The sequence below is a fragment of the Streptomyces sp. NPDC048018 genome (assembly GCF_043202995.1).
Classification (GTDB): Bacteria; Actinomycetota; Actinomycetes; order Streptomycetales; family Streptomycetaceae; genus Streptomyces.
The window spans coordinates 131,676-149,086 of sequence record NZ_JBIDBK010000011.1 but is presented as its reverse complement, the minus strand read 5'-3'; the positions used below and the strand labels follow the sequence as shown (position 1 = coordinate 149,086).

Annotated in this window: 14 protein-coding genes; 7 read left to right on the top strand and 7 right to left on the bottom strand. The window is 72.9% G+C overall.

The genetic code is table 11. The annotated features are described in order from the left end of the window. Window positions 1-22 precede the first annotated feature (22 nt). The gene (locus ACGF1Z_RS31830; RefSeq protein WP_393009510.1) at window positions 23-481 is read left to right on the top strand and encodes a GNAT family N-acetyltransferase; all 459 of its coding nucleotides are present in this window, start codon (window positions 23-25) and stop codon (window positions 479-481) included. A 36-nt stretch (window positions 482-517) separates the two neighbouring features. On the opposite strand, the gene ACGF1Z_RS31825 is transcribed toward ACGF1Z_RS31830, so the two are convergent. Together ACGF1Z_RS31825 and ACGF1Z_RS31820 are read right to left on the bottom strand one after the other, a co-directional pair. After that, window positions 518-1,039 carry a GNAT family N-acetyltransferase gene (locus ACGF1Z_RS31825; RefSeq protein ID WP_393009509.1) on the bottom strand — a complete coding sequence of 174 codons (522 nt, stop codon included), beginning with the start codon at window positions 1,037-1,039 and terminating at the stop codon, window positions 518-520. A gap of 35 nt (window positions 1,040-1,074) precedes the next feature. Then, on the bottom strand, window positions 1,075-2,073 hold the full coding sequence (locus ACGF1Z_RS31820) for a DUF6597 domain-containing transcriptional factor (protein WP_393009508.1): 999 nt from the start codon (window positions 2,071-2,073) through the stop codon (window positions 1,075-1,077). A 69-nt stretch (window positions 2,074-2,142) separates the two neighbouring features. Here ACGF1Z_RS31820 and ACGF1Z_RS31815 point away from each other — a divergent pair, with 69 nt between their 5' ends. After that, window positions 2,143-2,721: a TIGR03086 family metal-binding protein gene (locus ACGF1Z_RS31815; protein ID WP_393009507.1), complete on the top strand. Its 579-nt coding sequence runs from the start codon at window positions 2,143-2,145 to the stop codon at window positions 2,719-2,721. Between the two features lie 110 nt (window positions 2,722-2,831). Beyond that, window positions 2,832-3,743, top strand: coding sequence for an ABC transporter substrate-binding protein (locus tag ACGF1Z_RS31810; RefSeq protein ID WP_393009506.1), 912 nt, complete (start codon window positions 2,832-2,834; stop codon window positions 3,741-3,743). A 116-nt stretch (window positions 3,744-3,859) separates the two neighbouring features. Here the strand turns inward: ACGF1Z_RS31810 and ACGF1Z_RS31805 are convergent, their stop codons facing one another. Next, the gene (locus tag ACGF1Z_RS31805; protein WP_393009544.1) at window positions 3,860-4,249 is read right to left on the bottom strand and encodes a MerR family transcriptional regulator; all 390 of its coding nucleotides are present in this window, start codon (window positions 4,247-4,249) and stop codon (window positions 3,860-3,862) included. 120 nt (window positions 4,250-4,369) lie between these two features. On the opposite strand from ACGF1Z_RS31805, the gene ACGF1Z_RS31800 reads away from it, so the two are divergent. Then, complete coding sequence (locus ACGF1Z_RS31800; RefSeq protein ID WP_393009505.1) at window positions 4,370-6,328, top strand: APC family permease; 1,959 nt, start codon at window positions 4,370-4,372, stop codon at window positions 6,326-6,328. A gap of 40 nt (window positions 6,329-6,368) precedes the next feature. Here the strand turns inward: ACGF1Z_RS31800 and ACGF1Z_RS31795 are convergent, their stop codons facing one another. The 4 genes from ACGF1Z_RS31795 to ACGF1Z_RS31780 all read right to left on the bottom strand — a co-directional run bounded on the left by ACGF1Z_RS31795 (window position 6,369) and on the right by ACGF1Z_RS31780 (window position 12,989). After that, a complete protein-coding gene (locus ACGF1Z_RS31795) occupies window positions 6,369-7,070 on the bottom strand; it encodes a hypothetical protein (protein ID WP_393009504.1) in 702 nt (233 codons plus the stop codon). Further along, a complete protein-coding gene (locus tag ACGF1Z_RS31790; RefSeq protein ID WP_393009503.1) occupies window positions 7,067-7,384 on the bottom strand; it encodes a hypothetical protein in 318 nt (105 codons plus the stop codon). Before ACGF1Z_RS31790 ends, ACGF1Z_RS31795 begins: the two co-directional genes overlap by 4 nt. After that, window positions 7,381-12,411, bottom strand: a complete 5,031-nt coding sequence (locus ACGF1Z_RS31785; RefSeq protein WP_393009502.1) for a caspase family protein — start codon at window positions 12,409-12,411, stop codon at window positions 7,381-7,383. The genes ACGF1Z_RS31790 and ACGF1Z_RS31785 overlap by 4 nt, the downstream gene beginning before the upstream one ends. A 74-nt stretch (window positions 12,412-12,485) precedes the next feature. After that, complete coding sequence (locus ACGF1Z_RS31780) at window positions 12,486-12,989, bottom strand: hypothetical protein (RefSeq protein ID WP_365348707.1); 504 nt, start codon at window positions 12,987-12,989, stop codon at window positions 12,486-12,488. Window positions 12,990-13,919: 930 nt separating this feature from the next. Here ACGF1Z_RS31780 and hemL point away from each other — a divergent pair. The 3 genes from hemL (at window position 13,920) to ACGF1Z_RS31765 (ending at window position 17,344) form a co-directional block, all read left to right on the top strand. After that, window positions 13,920-15,227 (top strand): glutamate-1-semialdehyde 2,1-aminomutase, encoded by a 1,308-nt coding sequence (hemL, locus tag ACGF1Z_RS31775; protein ID WP_393009501.1) that lies wholly within the window; start codon window positions 13,920-13,922, stop codon window positions 15,225-15,227. Next, on the top strand, window positions 15,224-15,910 hold the full coding sequence (locus ACGF1Z_RS31770) for a histidine phosphatase family protein (protein ID WP_393009500.1): 687 nt from the start codon (window positions 15,224-15,226) through the stop codon (window positions 15,908-15,910). The genes hemL and ACGF1Z_RS31770 overlap by 4 nt, the downstream gene beginning before the upstream one ends. Before the next feature lie 174 nt (window positions 15,911-16,084). Then, on the top strand, window positions 16,085-17,344 hold the full coding sequence (locus ACGF1Z_RS31765) for a hypothetical protein (protein WP_393009543.1): 1,260 nt from the start codon (window positions 16,085-16,087) through the stop codon (window positions 17,342-17,344). Window positions 17,345-17,411 lie beyond the last annotated feature (67 nt).

Here is a 17,411-nt window from a genome sequence, read left to right as displayed (position 1 = left end):
CGGGGCGCGGTACGGTCCCGGCATGAAGATCATCGACCTTGAGCCCGGTGACCCCCGTCTGGCGAGCGAGGTGCTCCCGGTCCTGCGCGAGCTGCGCCCCCACCTGACGCCGGAGCTGTTCGCCGAGGTGTACGCGACAGGGCACGGCCAGGGGCTGCGCTTCAGCGCCGCGTACGAGGAGGGGACCGGCGGGGGCGACGGTGGCTGCGTCGGCGTGGCCGGCTGGCGGATCATCGTCAACACCAGCTCGGTGAAGAAGCTGTACGTCGACGACCTGGTCACCAAGGAGACGGCCCGTTCCACCGGCGTCGGCCACGCCCTCGTCGCCCACCTGGAAGGCCACGCGCGCGAGGCCGGCTGCTACGAGCTCAACCTGGACTCCGGCACCCACCGCACCGGAGCCCACCGATTCTACCTGCGCGAACGCTTCGACATCGTCGCCTTCCACTTCACCCGGGAGCTGAGGACGCCCGGCGAGTGACCGACCGGGCGGACCGGCGGCGCGGGTGGCCTCCCGTCAGGCCGTGAGGTCGATCCGCCAGGCGTTGCACCGTATCGGGTTGCCCGGCGGATACTCGACGTCGCGCTCCCCGAGCAGGGTGAAGCCGGCCTTGCGGCAGACCGCGTTCGAGGGCCCGTTGTCCGTGGACGGATAGGCGTACAGATGGCGGAACCGGCCCTCGGCACGGGCCCGTTCCAGCACCGCGCGCGTGGCGGCCGTCGCCACGCCCCGGCCCTGGCAGCCGGGCAGCACCGTCCAGCCCGTCTCGTACACCGGCTCCCCGTCCCAGGACGTCTCCCAGAAGCCGATCGCACCGGCCGCCGTCTCCTCGGGCAGCAGCACGATCCGGAACATGGCTCCCGGACGGTCGGGGTCGGCGCTCAGCGCCACGTACCGCCGCTGACGGGCCACGAGCTGCTCCTCCGACTCCGGGCCGCCCAGATGGTCCATCAACTCCGGTGCGTTGACGGCATGGAGCAGCGCGAAGTCCTCGTCCGACCACGGTTCGAGCCGGACCGGCATGCCGTTGGTGTCCATGCACGCACCCTAGGACAGGGGACCGACAACGCCCTTCACGGCCGGGCGAACCGGGCGTACGTGGTCGGCGGCACCCCGACCGTGGCCGTGAAGTCCCGTACGAGGTGGGCCTGGTCGCTGTAGCCCAGCTCGGCGGCCAGCCGGGCCCAGTCCGGGGGTGCGGCGGGGGAACCGGCCTCGGCGCGTTCCAGGGCCTCGTGGATGCGGTAGCGGAGGATGACCCATTTGGGGCCGACGCCGACCTGCGCCGCGAACAGGCGCTGCAGCGAGCGCGCCGAGAGCCCGGCGCTGCGGGCGAGGTCCGAGACCCGGCGCATCCCGCGCTCCGTGCGGACGAGGTCGACCAGGGCCATCGCCTGCTCGGCGGCGGCGAGGACGGCGGGGCCGGGAACGGCGCCGGCTCCGGGAGCGGCGCCGGGGTCCGCGCCGGCTTCGGGGTCCGCGCCGGCTTCGGGGGCCGGTCCCTGCCCGGCCTTCGGCTCCTGCCCGGCTGCCGGTCCCTGCCAAGCTGCCGGTCCCTGCCCCGCCGCGGGTCCGTTTCCGGCCGTCGGGCCGTGGGTCAGGAGGAACGCGTCGAGCGCCGCCACGCGCGCGTGGTCGTCGTCGGGCGACAGGACGCGGGCCGGGTCCTGTGGATCCGCGGCCGGGAAGGCCTCGGTGAAGGGCACGATCCGGCCCGTCCAGTGCGAGACCGGCCACGCCGGCGCGAAGGGGCGGAAGCCGCCGGGGTGGAACTGGACGCCGCAGGCCCGGCCGCGGCCGGTGAGCTTCTTGGTGAAGAGTTCGAGCCCGACGCCGGAGACCACGCCGAAACCGGCCGCCTCCTCCGAGCGCTCGAAGACGAGGTTCACCGACGGGTGCGGGACGACATGGGACGCGTACGGCTCGGTCAGGTCCCAGTCGATCAGCCAGTAGTGCTCCAGATACGGGCGCAGCGCGGGCGCCGGGGAATGCCGGCGGAAGTGGACGCGGGCGAGGAGCTCGGCGGCGTCCACGATGCCCCGGGTGTCCCGGCGCGGGCCTGGGGCGGTCATGTACGCATGGTTTCCGCTCTGGCGCGTTTCTTCAAGACGGGACGAGCCGCCCCTCCGTAGCGTCGGCCCATGACCACCTACCGCATCGCCGACCTGCTGGACACCGCCGCCGCCCGTGCCGTCCCGCTGGTCCGCGACACCGCCGACGACGACCTGGGCGCGCCCACGCCCTGCGCCGACTACGACGTGCGCGGGCTGCTCGACCACCTCACGCACGTGATCGTGAACTTCCAGCTGCTGGCCGCCAAGCAGCCCTCCGACTTCTCCGGCGAGCCCGATTACCTCGCCGACCCCGACTGGAGCGCCCGTTTCGAGAAGGAGGCCGCGAAGCTGGTCGCCGCGTGGGCCGAGCCCGGCGCGGACCAGGGGACGACCGGCGCGATGGACATGCCGGCCCGCACGGTCGCCTCCATGGTGCTGCTCGACCTGACCGTGCACGCCTGGGACCTGGCCCGGGCCACCGGCCGCACCTTCGAGCCGGACCCGGTGGTCGTGACGGAGCTGACGGGCGAGGTGGAGCGCATGGCGCCGACGGCCCGCGCCATGGGCGTCTTCGGGGAGCCGGTGGAGCTGCCGGCCGGGGCGCCGGCCTTCGAGCGGCTGCTGGCGGTGACGGGGCGCGATCCGCGGGAGTGGCCGGTGGCGTGAGGGCGGGGCGCCCCCTGGCCCGGGCCCGGCACAGGCCCTCTTGTGCGGGCCGGGGAACCGCTCCAAGGTGGCGGGGACGGAGATTTCCGGCCGGGGAGGGAGCAGCCGCCATGTCGGACGCGACAGGTTCGGACGCGACGGGGAGACCGGCCGCGAGCCCGGGGGGCGGGGCCGGTACGGGCGGGTGGGAATTCACGGACGACCGGGGTACGAGCCTCACGGCCGCGCGCCCGCCGGAGCGGGTGGTGGCCTACGTACGGGCCGGTGCCGCCCTCCTCGACCTGGGCATACGGCCGGTCGCGGTCTACGGCTCCGGGCACGACGGAGACGCGCTCGACCCGGTCAAGGCGGGCGGCCTCGCGGCGGCGGCCGTGCCGTATCTGGGGCCCGGGCGGGCCCTGGACGAGGCCGGGCTGCGAGAGGCGGCGGACGCGGGCGGCGTCGACCTGGTCGTGGACCTGACCTACGACGGCAAGAGTCCGTACGCGCTGGACGAGGCGGCGGCGGAACGGCTCGGGGCGCCGCTCCTCGCACTGTCCGTGGGGAGCGAGCGGCCCCTGGCGGCGATCGTCGACCGCTTCGCGGAGCTCGCGGGCGCGCTGGGGGCGGCGGACGGTGCGGCGGAGCGGGCGCGGACGGCCGGTGCCGAGGCCGCGCTGCGCGCGGTGGCCGGGCGTTCCGGGCTCACCGTGCTCGCGCTGTCGGGCGCGGGCCCGGAGCAGGTGCACCTGGCCCGGCCGCACGCCTGGCCGGAGCTGGCGCGGCTCGCCGAGCTGGGCGTCCGGTTCGTCGATCCGGGGCCGGGGCCGGGCGCGAGCTGGCTGACCACGGACTGGGAGTACGCCGTGGGGCTCGGCCCGGACCTGGTGCTCTTCGACAGCCGGGCTAACGCGGTGCCCCCGCACCGGGTCCCGCCGGGCGCGCGGCTCGCGCCGTGGAACCCGGAGACGCCGCCCAGCCCTGCCGCGTACGCGCGCTTCTTCCAGGACCTGGCGGAGGCCCTCGCGGACCGCGAGTCCTGAGGCCCGCGGCCCTCGCGGCCACGGCCGCGGGGGACACCGCCGCTCCTCGCGGTCACGGCCGCGGGGGACACCGCCGCTCCTCGCGTCTCCGCGCCGTGGTGGCGCTGCCCGGTCGGTTACGGCAACCGGGCCCGCAGCGAGCTCGCGAACTCCTCCGCCCGGGCCAGCTGGGCGCGGAGTTCCGCGACGCGTCGGGCCGCGGCCTGTTCGTAGCCGCGGACGCGGGCGAGGAGGGTGGCGCGGACGGCGGGGTCGAGCTCGTCCGGGGTGTCGGGCGCGTCGGCGGCGAGGCGGTCCATGGCGGTGAGGAGCTCGCGGGTCTCGTCGAGGGTGAAGCCGAGCGGCTTCATCCGGCGGATCACCATCAGGCGGGCCACGTCGGCGTCCGTGTAGAGGGGGAAGCCGCCCTCGGACGCGGCGGACGGGACGACGAGCCCGCTGTCCTCGTACTGGCGGATGGTGCGCAGGGGCAGTTCCGTCCGCTCCGCGACCTCGCCGATCTTCATGGGGCGCGCTGTGGGCACAGTGCTCAGCACTTGGGGTCCTTCCTCGTGCAGGGTCCCGCCGGGGCGCCGGCGGGCGCGGCATCCGCGCATTAGATCCGATTCGTCCTAACTTCAGCACTTATGAGAGCGGGAAGTGCGGCGAAACGCCTGCTGGTAGGACGTCCGTTGGACAGCGCGCGGCTCGGCGAGACCCTGTTGCCCAAACGGCTCGCCCTGCCGATCTTCTGCAGCGACCCGCTCTCCTCCGTCGCGTACGCCACGGAGGAGATCCTGCTGATCCTTGCCCTCGGCGGCCTCGCCGTCCTCCATCTGGCCTGGTACGCGGCGGCCGGCATCGTCGTCCTGCTGCTCGTGGTGGTCGCCTCGTACCGGCAGACCTGTTACGCGTACCCGGGCGGCGGCGGGGCGTACGTCGTCGCCGCGGAGAACCTGGGCACGACGGCGGCCCTCACCGCCGCGAGCGCGCTGCTCATCGACTACGTGATGACCGTCGCGGTCTCCGTCGTGTCCGGGGTCGCCGCGATCACGTCCGCCGCGCCCGCGCTCGACGCCCACGCCACCCTGCTGTCGGTGGCCTTCGTGGTGCTGCTGGCCTGGCTGAACCTGCGGGGGGTGCGCGAGTCGGGCCGGTGGTTCGCCGTTCCCACGTACGCGTTCATCACCGTGATCTACCTGATGTTCGCGTTCGCGGCGGTGCGCACGGCGAGCGGCGCCACGATCCGCGCCGAGTCGGCGGAGCTGCCGGTCGAGGCGGTCTCCACGTACTCGGGCATCGCCCTCGTCCTGCTCGGCCTGCGCGCCTTCGCCTCCGGCTGCACGGCGCTGACCGGCGTCGAGGCGATCAGCAACGGCGTACCGGCCTTCGAGAAGCCCAAGAGCCGCAACGCCGCCATGACCCTGGCGATCATGGGGGTCATCGCCGCGACCATGTTCTTCGGCATCACGGTGCTGGCCATGGCCTACCACGTGCACGTCGCCGAGGACCCCACCGAACTGGGGCTCCCGCCGGGGACGCCGACGTCCACCGCGCTCGCCCAGATCGGCCGCGCCACCTTCGGCGACTGGCACGTGCTCTTCTACGCCCTCCAGGCCGTCACCGCGGGCGTCCTCGTGCTGGCGGCCAACACCGCCTTCAACGGCTTCCCGATGCTCGCCTCCGTCCTGGGCCGCGACCGCTTCGCGCCCCGGCAGCTCGTGCACCGCGGAGACCGGCTCGTCTACTCCAACGGCGTCGTCCTCCTCGCCCTTGCCGCCATCGCCCTGATCGTCGCCTTCGACGCCAACCTCACCCGGCTCATCCAGCTCTACATCCTGGGCGTCTTCGTCTCCTTCACCCTGTCCCAGGCGGGCATGGTCAAGCACTGGCGGCGAGAACTCGCCGGCCCGGCAGGCTCCGGCGGCCGCGGCCGGATCCGGCGGCGGCTCGTGATCAACGCGTTCGGGGCCTGCCTCACGGCCGTGGTCCTCGTCATCGTCCTCGTCACGAAGTTCACGCACGGCGCCTGGATCGTCGTCCTCGCCATGCCGGTGCTCTTCGCCGCGATGAAGGGCGTGCGGCGGCACTACGACGCCGTCGCCGCCGAGGTCGCCGTCGCCCCCGACGCCCACCCGCGGCCGCTCGCCGAGAACCACGTCATCGTCCTCGTGTCCTCCGTCAACGCGCCGAGCCTGCGCGCCCTGTCGTACGCGAAGACCCTGAAGCCCGCCTCCCTCACGGCCGTCACGGTCGCCGAGGACCCGGCGCAGGCGGAGATCCTGCGCGCCGCCTGGGAGGCGCACGGCATCGACGTCCCGCTCCAGGTCCTGAACTCCCCGTACCGCGCGGTCGTCCAGCCGCTCCTGCGGCACATCCGCGACGCCCCGGAGCGGGGCGCGGACTCGGTCGTGTCGGTGGTCATCCCCGAGTACGTCGTCGGCCGCTGGTGGGAGCAGCCCCTGCACAACCAGAGCGCGTTCCGGCTCAAGACGCGGCTGCTGTTCATGAGGAACGTCGTCGTCATCGACGTGCCGTACCGCCTGGCCTCGGCGCGCGAGACGGCGAAGGCGGAGGCCGACGCGCGGACCTCGCGCTCGGCGTGAGAGCTCGGGCGAGACGTGCGGGGGAGCGGGGCGGGCGTGGTCAGCAGGAGGGGGTGGGGGCGGCGCTCACGGCCTGGCCGCCCCATGCGAGGCGCCGCAGGCTGACCGAGCTCTCCTTGCCGTCCTTGCGTCCCCCGGCGTCCTGGCCGGCGGGCGCCTTCACCTTCACGGTCACGCCCTTGGCGTCCAGCTCCACGAGCTCGCCGCAGACCACGCCGTCCCGGGTGTGCACGGAGACGGACACGACGCCGGGCTTGTCCTTGTCGCCGGCGGGCGCCATCCAGGTCGTCATCACGCCCGCGGCGGTCGCGAGGACACCGAGGACAGCGAGCCAGCGGGCCCTGTTGACGAGCGAGCCCACCCGGACGGCCCGGTCCCCCTCGTAGCGCAGCAGCTCCTCGCCGTCGGCGAGCCTCAGCCGGTCGCCCGGCCGCCCGTGGGCCGCCGAGGCGGCCGTGAACGCCGAGGTCAGCAGGGCGAGCAGCCCGACCGCGATCATCACGACGACCGCGATCCGGTACGGCGTCGGCAGCTCGGCGACGTTCTCCCGCCCCTTGAGGACGAGGACGGCGGCGAGCAGGGCGGTGGCGGTGGCGAGGAAGTTCCGCCAGCCCTCGGCCTGGCGCCGGGCGATGTCCAGCTGCGCCTGGCGCATGTCGAACAGGCGCCGCTGGGCGGTGTCCCGGGCGGCGCGGCGGGTCAGTCGAGGAGGGGAGGAGGGAGGGGGCGGGGGAGTGGTCACGAGAGCGCCTCGTCCGGGAGCCGGACCTTCCAGCCGGCCCCGCAGCCGTTGCGCTCCTCGGCGCCGCGGTGGGTGATGGCGCATTCGCAGTCGATCGTGCGTTCCCGGCGCACCTCGGGCTGCTTCCGCCCCCAGGGAAGGCCCTTGGTGACGGTCCCCGGCACGAGGTCGAAGAGCTCCTTCTCGGTCTCGTGGGCGCACACGGGGCACGTTCCCCGGAAGATCCAGGAGCCGCCCTCCTCGCGCCACTCGAGATCGCCGGGAGGGGCGACCGTCTGCTCCCGGTACGGCCGGTTGCCGGGGTGGTTCCTCATGCGGGCTCCTCCTGCTCGGTTCGGGGCGCGGGCACGGTGAGCCCGAACAACGGGGCGTGGCGGCCGAGGCGTTCGCGCACCTGTGGGACGGTCAGCTCGGTCTCCTCCGAGCACAGCCGGATGTGGTCCTCGGTCACCTCACCGCTGACGGCGGGCTCCCGCCCGGTCAGATACCGGCTGAGGATGATGACGTCCTGCCAGTCGGGCTCGTAGGTGTCGTCCTCGGGCTCGGGGCACTCCATGACGAGGCCGATGCGGGCGTACGGGGCGAGGGCCCGGTGCATCGAGCGGAGGCCGCGCTCCAGACGGACGGCGGTGGTGACGAGGGCGAGGGGGGTGACGGTGCCGCCGGCCAGGGGTTCGTGGAAGAGCAGCCGCTCCAGGGCGGGGTCGCGCACCTCGCCCTCGGCGGTCGCGGCACTCGGCCGGGGGACCCGAGGGCCACCGAGGCACTCGTAGCGGCGGAGCGCGGAGACCGCGCTGTCGAGGGAGCAACCGCGGTCTTCGGCGTACTCCACGATCTCCCGGTGGGTGAGTTCGCTGCGCCATTCGGACTCCGTGTCGGTGAACAGCACGCTGAACTCCGTGAGGTCCGGCTTCAGGCCGCGGGCGTCGGCGGGGATCCGCGCCACGGTGATGCCGTACGGCTCCGCCTCGGACCGCAGCTCGTCGGCCACAGCGCCGAGGGTGACGCCGCGGTCCGCGGCGAGGGTGACGAGGAAGGCGGTGCTCACATGGTCCGACGCGTGGTCGTAGCGGGCGGGAAACGTCGACTCCCCGCCCGGGCCGGAGAGGCTCCGGCCGCGGAGCGTCATGAGCCACGGCCGCTGGGCGGCCGGGGTGCCCAACCACGTCCTGACCGCTGCGGCGGCGCCGGCCGCCACGACCCCTCCTTCTTCGAGTGCGGCGACGGCCGCCGTCTCGGCCTCGGGTGAGCCGGCGGCCTTCCGGTGTTCGAGGGCGCGCAGGACGGTCCACACGCTGAGGGCTTCGGTGTTCTCCCAGTGCCGAGGCCCGAGGTGGGTCCACCACGAGGGAGCCCGTACGGAGGCGAGTGCGCCGAGACGGAGCCCCGGCAGGCCGAGCCGCAGCAGGGTGTCGTGCACGGTGGCGTAGGTCGTGGCCACGTCGGGGTCGGCGCGTCTGGCCGACATACGGATCAGCTGGAGGAGCCCGAAGGGCCTGTCGGTGCGGTCGTACGAGAGGTCCAGGGCCGGGATCTCGGCGTCTGACAGCCGGGCGCCGTCGAAGTCGCCGGTCACGCCGTATCCCAGCGAGGAGTACCGCTCCGCGATCGCGGCGACCTCCGTCGCCTCGACGCCGCTGTACCTGGCCACGTAGGCGGCCGTGACCGGGGTGACCGTGAGGGGCAGAAGGTCGAGACCGGTGTGGGACTCGCCGGTCAGGACCAGACGCTCGATCAGGCTGGGGACGTGGCCGGCGAGAGCTCCGAGTTCGGGGTGCGGGGGGCAGCCGATGTCGAGCGCCCGAATCGTGGCCAGGGCGTCCGCCATCTCTCCGAGCGTGCGGCTCTGCGAGGCGGCCAGGCCGATCAGCGGAGCGTAGGCAGGCTGCTCCCCGGGGAGGACGGGCGCGGTGGAGGACATCCGGGGAAACCGGTCCGTGTACGTCATGTACAGCTCGGCGGTCAGCTGATCGACCACCACGTCGTCCAGCTGCCGGAGGTCCGCCACCTCGGGGACGTCCACGCCCGCGACGGCGTGGCGTCTGAGGACTCGGAGGGTCGCGCGCAGGCTCAGCCCGCTGTCCACCGAGGCCAGCAACGCTCTGAGCGTCGCGCCGTTGCCGCTGACGGACTGTTGGAACACCAGGGAGTCCAGGGGGATCGTCCTGGGAAATCCCTTGGGCCGGCCGACCAGAGGGCTCGGCGCCTGCCACTCGACGTCGGGGTCCCTGCTGACCAGGCCCTGTCGCCATTCCAGGAACAACCGGGAACCCGAGGGGAAGACGTGGTCGAACTCGGCCGGAGTCACATGACCGTTGTGGTCCATGGGAAGGCAGCCCACGTGCGTGAGTGGGTACACGTGTCCACGCAGCGAATTCCGGTACCAGCTTCGGACGTCCACGGTGACTTCTGCCGCCAGAAGGCGTTCGAGGACGGTCTGAGCCAGGGGGATGTCCTGCGTCGACAGGTCCCACAGCCAGTCGAGCGGAATCGGCTGCCACCCCAGCAGGTCGTCGATCGCCGCGCGCAGGTCCTCCCGGACGACCTCCTTCTCGAACCCCTGCAGGCGGTTGCGGTCGGCGCTGAGGACGGGCTTGTGCCTGCGGCGCAGGTTGACGACGTAACCGTGCGGCTTCTCGTCACCCCTGACGAAGACACCGTCGACGAGCCGCGCGCCGAGACCCGGAACCCACCACACGTCGCCCCGGTCGTCCCGGCGGGGCAACGGGAGCGCCCCGGGGACCCGCAGCTCGCCGGCGGGCCGGCGGACCGGTCCGGTCGCTCCGGAGAGTTCGTCCACGACCTCGATCGCCACGTCGCTGTACCAGACCTGGTCCCGCAGCACCTGGGCGAGCGGCGGCGGGTCCGCGTGGTACTCCGGGCGCAGGTAGAGCCGGACCCGGGTGCCGACGTCGGCGCCCTCGGCCTTCGTGATGTGCATCAGGCCGGAGTCGGCCACGACGTCGACCCGGTGACCGCCCTCCCCGGCGGCGCGGCCGTCCCCACTGGCCGGGCGGGTGGTGACCTGAATGGCCTCGGCGAGCATGAAGTAACTGAAGACACCGATGCCGAAACGGCTGTTCTGCTCGGGAACGATGCCCTCGCGGCGCCAGCGGCGCATCTCGCGGACGCGGGCGGGGGACTGTTCGAAGCGGCGGCCGGCGCGCGCGAACAGGTCACGGAGTTCCTCGGCCGTCATGCCGATGCCGGGGTCACGGCACTCGATGTAGACCCGGCCGTCCTCGGCGTCGCGGCCGAGGGTGAAGGTGATCGTGTACGAGGCGAGGGGCGCGACCTGGCCGTCGCTGATCTCCCGCACGGCGGCCGCGTACTGCTGACGGGCCTGGCGGCGGCGGCACGCGTCGAGGGCGTTCTGGTACAGCTCCCGGACGGCGAGGGTGTGGTCGCCGTAGAGCTGGGTGCCCATGATCAGGGGTTTGATGCCGTCCTCGGAGAGCTGGAAGCGCGGCGGCGGGGCCTCGTAGGCGTGGGCGGGCTCGGGAGCGAGGGAGTCCGTGCCGACGTGCTTCGGCAGCGCGGTGTACAGGTCCTCGTTGGGGGCGTCCTTGGTCAGGGCCCGCACGGCCGCGCCGACCGCATCGACCTGGCGTTCCAGGGCCACGTGCAGGGCGGCGTTCTCGCAGGCGGAGTGCAGGGTCAGGTCGGCGCTGGTGCCGTCGATGAACTCGCTGGCGGCGACCTGCCGGACCACGGCTCCGGGTTCCACCCGGAGGTGGTCGACCCCCAGGTGGTCGACCACGATGCCGTCGAGCAGCCGGGGGTCGATCGCCAGGAGTTCGGCGACGTGCAGCAGGCCGGTGAGCTGCCGGGGGCGCCATTTGCCGCTCTGCGGGCCCAGACGGCTGGGCAGCCGGTCGTCCCACTCCTTGCCGTCGGGAGCCACCGGGCCGGGGCGGGTGCGCATCTGCATGACGACCTGCTGGAGCGCGTGGCGCACCCACCCGGCGGCGTGCTGCGGCGGCTTCCCGCCCGGGTAGACCGCGAGGACCGCCGCGTCCGTCAGCAGGCGCATCACCTCCGACAGGCTCTCCAGGGCTCCGACCGTCTCCTCGGCGCCCGTGGACGCGTCCCACAACTGGTCCCAGTCCGCGAGGAGCTGGTGGCGCAGCCACTGTTCGGTGGCCTTCGCCGCCTCGGTGTGGGACGGGCGGGCTCCCAGACGGCGGCGTTTCTCGTCGATCTGCCCGTACGCCTTGCGCACGTCGGCCATGTCCTCCGCGAGGCGACCGCTGAAGGTGCCGGGCGCGCTCCGTGCGCCCTCCTCGCCGTACGCGTCGTACAGCTCGGCGAGCGCCCGCCGCCCGCAGGCGACCGCGGCCTCCCGGACGAACGGCGCCGCGACGAGCGTGACGGCTTCCAGAGGGCCGAGCCTGCCTTCGGGTACGGCGGGGACCAGGCGGTCGAGCTGGGCGAGGACGCGCTCGGGGAAGGTGGGGTCCTCCCACGGGTCGGGGCCCGCCTTGTCCTCCTGGCCGGTGTCACGGCGGACGGCGATGACCTTGCCGACGAGGAGGTCGAGGCGGCGCTGCAACTCGCCCGGGTCGCCGCGACCGGCGGCGACCCGCTGCCACAGGGCCGAGGTCCGGACGGCCCGCTGCCAGCCCTCCGTGCCGGGCTCGGATCCGCAGACGACGCGCTGGGCGTGGGATCCGCCGGTGGACCCGTCGAGCCACCGGATCTCCGGCTCGTGGTCGACGCCCAGGCCCTCGGCGAACTCCGGCGTGCGCTTGCGCACGTGGGCGAGCACCTCGCCGACCGTCCGGGGCAGCGTGTCCTTGGACAGGGCCTCGGCGAGTGCCCGGCCCATGAAACTGCCGTCGGGCGTCCCCATGGCCCGCAGGCCGGCGGCGCACGCGTAGGCGAAGACGACGTTCTCCCGCATGCGCAGGTACCGGGGGAGTCCCTGCGGGGGCTGGAACTTTTCGTCGGCCTCGTCCCGGCAGGCGTCCAGGCACATCATCACGGTGGCCTGCGAGGTCAGGCGTTCCAGCAGGTCGTCCGGGGCCACGGCGATGAGGCCGCGCCGGTGGATCCGGGGGTCCGCACCCGTGGGTACGAGGTGGTCGACCTCGTCGAACCGGATGCCGTGTCCGGAGAAGTAGACGAGTGTGAAGTCGCCGTCCCGGGATGCTTCGAGCAGGGTGTCGAGCGCCCCGTAGATCTTGCTGCGCGTCGTCGTCTCCGGGCTGTCCAGCACCGTCACGTCCGACTCCGCGTACCCCGAGTCGACCAGCGCCTTCCTGATCCGCGCCACGTCGTCCACCGCGAAGCCGAGGTCTTCCCCCGGTACGGCGATCAGCAGTGCCCGTAACGTGCCCATCGCGGAGCAGTCCCCCCGGTCCCCCGGCCCCGGTCTCCCGGTCCGTCGTCAGCAGAGCCGCATTATGGCAGGGGCTACGGCCACACCAGGCAGTACGGCTGGTGGCCGGCCTCGTGCAGGCGGTGGCTGAAGTCCTGCCACTCGTGGAGGAGTTGGTAGACGTTGAACGCGTCCTGGGGGCCGCCCCGGTCGGGGACGGTCGACCAGATGAAGGCGGCGGCGCCGACCGACTCCTCGCCGATGCCGCGGAGCGGGTCGACGACGGTCATGGGGAGCTTCACCACGGCGTAGTCGGGATGCAGGACGACCAGTTCCAGCGGGGGGACCTTGTGCAGGGGCATGCCCTGGATGCCGGTGAGGACCATCGCGGCTATGGTCTCCGGCTTGATCTTGGTGAACATGCCGCCCATGCCGAGCTCGTCGCCGCCCAGCTCCTCCGGGCGCATCGAGATCGGGACGCGGGCCGCCGTCGCGCCGTCGGGCGCGCCGAAGTACTTGTACGTCACCCCCAACCGGCCACTCCCGCCACTCCCGCCACTCGGACCACTCAGCCTGCGGAGGCTGTTCAGGCCATTCAGCCCGCTTCCCCCGCCTGCTGTCGAGTCCTCCGCCGGGCCGGCTTCCCTGTTGGCCCGGGCGCGGCGGGCGCGGGCGCGGCCGAGCCGGGTCTCGTCCGCGGGACGGTCTCCGGGCTGGTCACCGGGGTGCGCGGGGTCGTCGGGGGCCGGGTTTCCGGGCCGTGCGTCGGACCTGGCCTCGGGGCGCGGGTCGGGCCGGGGCTCGCGCCGGGCGTCGGGGCGTGCGGTGGGGCGCGCCTCGGGACGGGCGGCCGGGCGCGCGTCGGGCCTCGGGTCGGGGCGGGCGTCGGACTGCGGCTCGAATCGCGCGTCGGAGCGCGGCTCCGGTCGCTGTTCGCCTCTCACGTCGCCGCTCCTGGGGTCGCTCGGCCGGAAGTCGCCGGGTCGGAGGTCGCCGGGTCGGAGGTCGCCGGGGCGCACGTCGCCGCCGCGCGACTCGCCCGGCCGCGGCAGGTCTCCGCCCCACGGCGTGTCGATGCCCCGGGGGGTGTCGCCGCTCCGGGACGCGTCGGCGCCCCGGGGGCTCTCGCCGCCGGTCCGCGGTTCGTTCGCCCTCGGTTCCTCGGTCCTCCGGCGCCGGTGCCTCCCCCGCCGGACAGGGTCGGGACCCAGGTCGTCAGTCCCCTCGCCCGGTCCGCCACCGCGATGCATATCTCCACCCGACTGCTGTTCCAGGCCGCGCGTCTCCGCCGCGCGACCCGATCATCGTGACAGTGACCTCCCCCGCGGTCGTGCGGTGAAACACCTGTCCGCAAGATCGCCGTGGCCTCTGACACCATGGATTCCGTGAGCCATCCCTATGACGCCCCAGTTTCGCAGACGCGGAGGACGGACGCCTTGGCGTAATTCACAGGGAGCCCTCACCGTCCCCCCGTCCGCTCCTCCTCCGCTCCCTCGTACACGACGTCGCTCTCGTAGGTCAGGATCACAGTGCCGTATTCATACGAAGCCCCAGTCTCACAGACGCTTTTCGACCGCGCCTCCCTTGTGACGCCCGGCGGCGTGAACTCTCCGGTGCGAGCCTTCCGGGCCGTGGGCGGTACGCCCCGGTTCATGGTGTCCGGCACCGGTCCGTACCTCACCGATGCGGACGGTCGCGAGTACGTCGACCTCGTCTGCTCGTGGGGACCGATGATTCTCGGCCACGCGCACCCGGAGGTGACCGCGGCCGTGCACGAGGCCGTGTCCCGCGGGACGTCGTTCGGCACCCCGGGCGAGGGCGAGGTCGCGCTCGCCGAGGAGATCGTCTCCCGGATCGAGCCGGTGGAGCAGGTGCGGCTGGTCTCCAGCGGGACCGAGGCGACCATGTCCGCGATCCGGCTCGCGCGCGGGTTCACCGGCCGGGCCAAGGTCGTCAAGTTCGCCGGCTGCTACCACGGGCACGTGGACGCGCTGCTCGCCGCGGCCGGCTCCGGTGTGGCCACCTTCGGGCTGCCCGACACGCCCGGCGTGACCGGTGCGCAGGCCGGCGACACGATCGTGCTGCCGTACAACGACCTGGAGGCCGTGCACGAGGCCTTCCACCGGTACCCGGGCGAGATCGCCTGTGTGATCACCGAGGCCTCGCCGGGCAACATGGGCGTCGTCCCGCCGCTGCCGGGCTTCAACCAGGGGCTCAAGGACGCCTGCGCGAAGAACGGGGCGCTCTACATCTCCGACGAGGTCATGACCGGCTTCCGCACCTCGCGGGCCGGCTGGTACGGCGTCGACGGCGTGAAGCCCGACCTGATGACCTTCGGCAAGGTCATGGGCGGCGGCTTCCCGGCGGCGGCCTTCGGCGGCCGCGCCGACGTCATGGGGCACCTCGCCCCGGCCGGGCCCGTCTACCAGGCAGGCACCCTCTCCGGTAACCCGGTCGCCACCGCGGCCGGGCTCGCGCAGCTCCGGCTGCTGGACGCCGCCGCCTACGAGAAGGTCGACGCCGTCTCGAAGGAGATCCAGGGGCTCCTCTCGGACGCGCTCACGAAGGAGGGGGTCGCGCACCGGCTGCAGACCGCCTCCAACATGTTCTCCGTCTTCTTCACCGCCGACGAGGTGCGGAACTACGACGACGCGAAGAAGCAGGAGGCCTTCCGCTTCAACGCCTTCTTCCACTCGATGCTCGCGGACGGCGTCTACCTGCCGCCGTCGGCCTTCGAGTCCTGGTTCGTGTCCACGGCCCACGACGAGCGGGCGGTCGAGCGCGTCGCCGCCGCCCTGCCGGCCGCCGCCCGCGCCGCCGCGGAGGCCACGGCATGAGCGAGTCCAGCGCAGACATCACCGTCGTCCACCTGATGCGGCACGGCGAGGTGCACAACCCGGACGGCGTGCTCTACGGGCGCCGGGCCGGCTACCACCTGTCCGAGCTGGGGCGGCAGATGGCCGACCGGGTCGCCGAGCACCTCGCGGGCCGGGACATCACCCATGTCGTCGCGTCGCCGCTGGAGCGCGCGCAGGAGACGGCCGCCCCGGTCGCCAAGACCCACGGCCTGGACCTGGCCACGGACGAGCGGCTCATCGAGGCGGCGAACGTCTTCGAGGGCAAGACCTTCGGGGTCGGCGACGGCGCGCTGCGCAAGCCGGGCAACTGGAAGCACCTCACCAACCCCTTCAGGCCGTCCTGGGGCGAGCCGTACGTCGAGCAGGTCGTGCGCATGATGGGCGCGCTGGACGCGGCGAAGGACGCGGCCCGCGGTCACGAGGCGGTCTGCGTGAGCCACCAGCTGCCGATCTGGATCGTGCGCAGCTTCGTGGAGAAGCGCCGGCTGTGGCACGACCCGCGGCGCCGGCAGTGCACGCTGGCCTCGCTGACCTCGTTCACGTACCAGGGCGACAGGATCGTGTCGGTCGGCTACAGCGAGCCGGCCCTCGACCTGGTGCCCGCGCATCTGCGGGCCGGGGCCAAGCCGGTCCCGGGCAAGGCGAAGGCCTTCGGGGCGTAGCCGTAGCGGTGCTTCGCGCTCCATCATCAGGGCGACCGGACGTATGCCGTCCGGTCGCCCTGAAATTTTTGTGCTAATTCCCGGAACCTCCGTGTTCCTACCGGCATCTCACTGATTGTCGGTTTGGATGACTTGAGGTCACACATCAGCGCGAATGGGGATGTCATGCGCGAGATCAGTCGGATCAGCAGGAGGAGGCTTCTCGGGGCGGGCGTGGGTGCGGCCGCGGCGCTGGGAGTGGCGGGTGTCACCGGCTGCAGCACCAACGAACCGGACAAGAAAGGGCGTTCCGGACCGGGTAAGGGGGGCGACGCCGGTGGTCCGGACGCCACCGCCACACCCACCCCTGACGACGGTCGTCTCCTCGGTGACGGTTCCACCTCCGACACCGGAAAGCAGCCCCACCAGCCCGACGCCCCCGTCCCGCTCGAACCCGGCCAGACCCCGCCCCAGTTCGTGATCTTCTCCTGGGACGGCGCCGGCGAGGTCGGCAACGGCCTCTTCCCGCGCTTCCTGGAACTCGCCAAGAACCACGACGCGGCCATGACCTTCTTCCTCTCCGGGATCTATCTGCTGCCCGAGTCGAAGAAGGACCTCTACCGCCCGCCGAACAACCGCGTCGGCGCCTCCGACATCGGCTACCTGACCGACGACCACGTCAAGCAGACCCTGAAGTACGTGCGCCAGGCCTGGCTCGAGGGCCACGAGATCGGCACCCACTTCAACGGGCACTTCTGCGGCGGCTCCGGCTCCGTCGCCCACTGGACCCCCGCCGACTGGCAGAACGAGATCGACCAGGCGGTCGGCTTCGTCACGAAGTGGAAGACCCACAGCGGCTGGACCGACCTCGATCCGCTGCCCTTCGACTACACCAAGGAGCTCGTCGGCGGCCGCACCCCCTGTCTGCTCGGTCAGGACAACCTGCTCCCCACCGCCCGGCGGCTCGGCTGGCGCTACGACGCCAGCTCCCCGGGCGGCCGCCAGACGTGGCCCGTCAAGCGCGGCGGCGTCTGGGACCTGCCGCTGCAGGCCGTGCCGTTCCCCGGGCACTCCTTCGAGGTCCTGTCCATGGACTACAACATGCTCGCCAACCAGTCGAAGAGCTCGACCCAGGGCATGCCCTCGCGCTATCCCGGCTGGCGCAAGCAGGCCGCCGAGGCGTATCTCGCGGGCTTCCACCGCGCCTACGAGTCCAACCGCGCGCCCTTCTACATCGGCAACCACTTCGAGCAGTGGAACGGCGGCATCTACATGGACGCCGTCGAGGAGGCGCTCAAGGGGATGGCCGGGAAGAAGGACGTCCGGCTCGTCTCCTTCCGGCAGTTCTGCGACTGGCTGGACGTGCAGGACCCGAAGATCCTCGCCAAGCTCCGCACCCTGGAGGTCGGACAGGCCCCGGCGGGCGGCTGGAACGCGTTCCTCCGGCCGGCTTAGGCGATCTTGACAACGGGCGTTACGGGCACGTAGTGGGGGTGCCCAAGATCGGCGAATCGCCCATGCG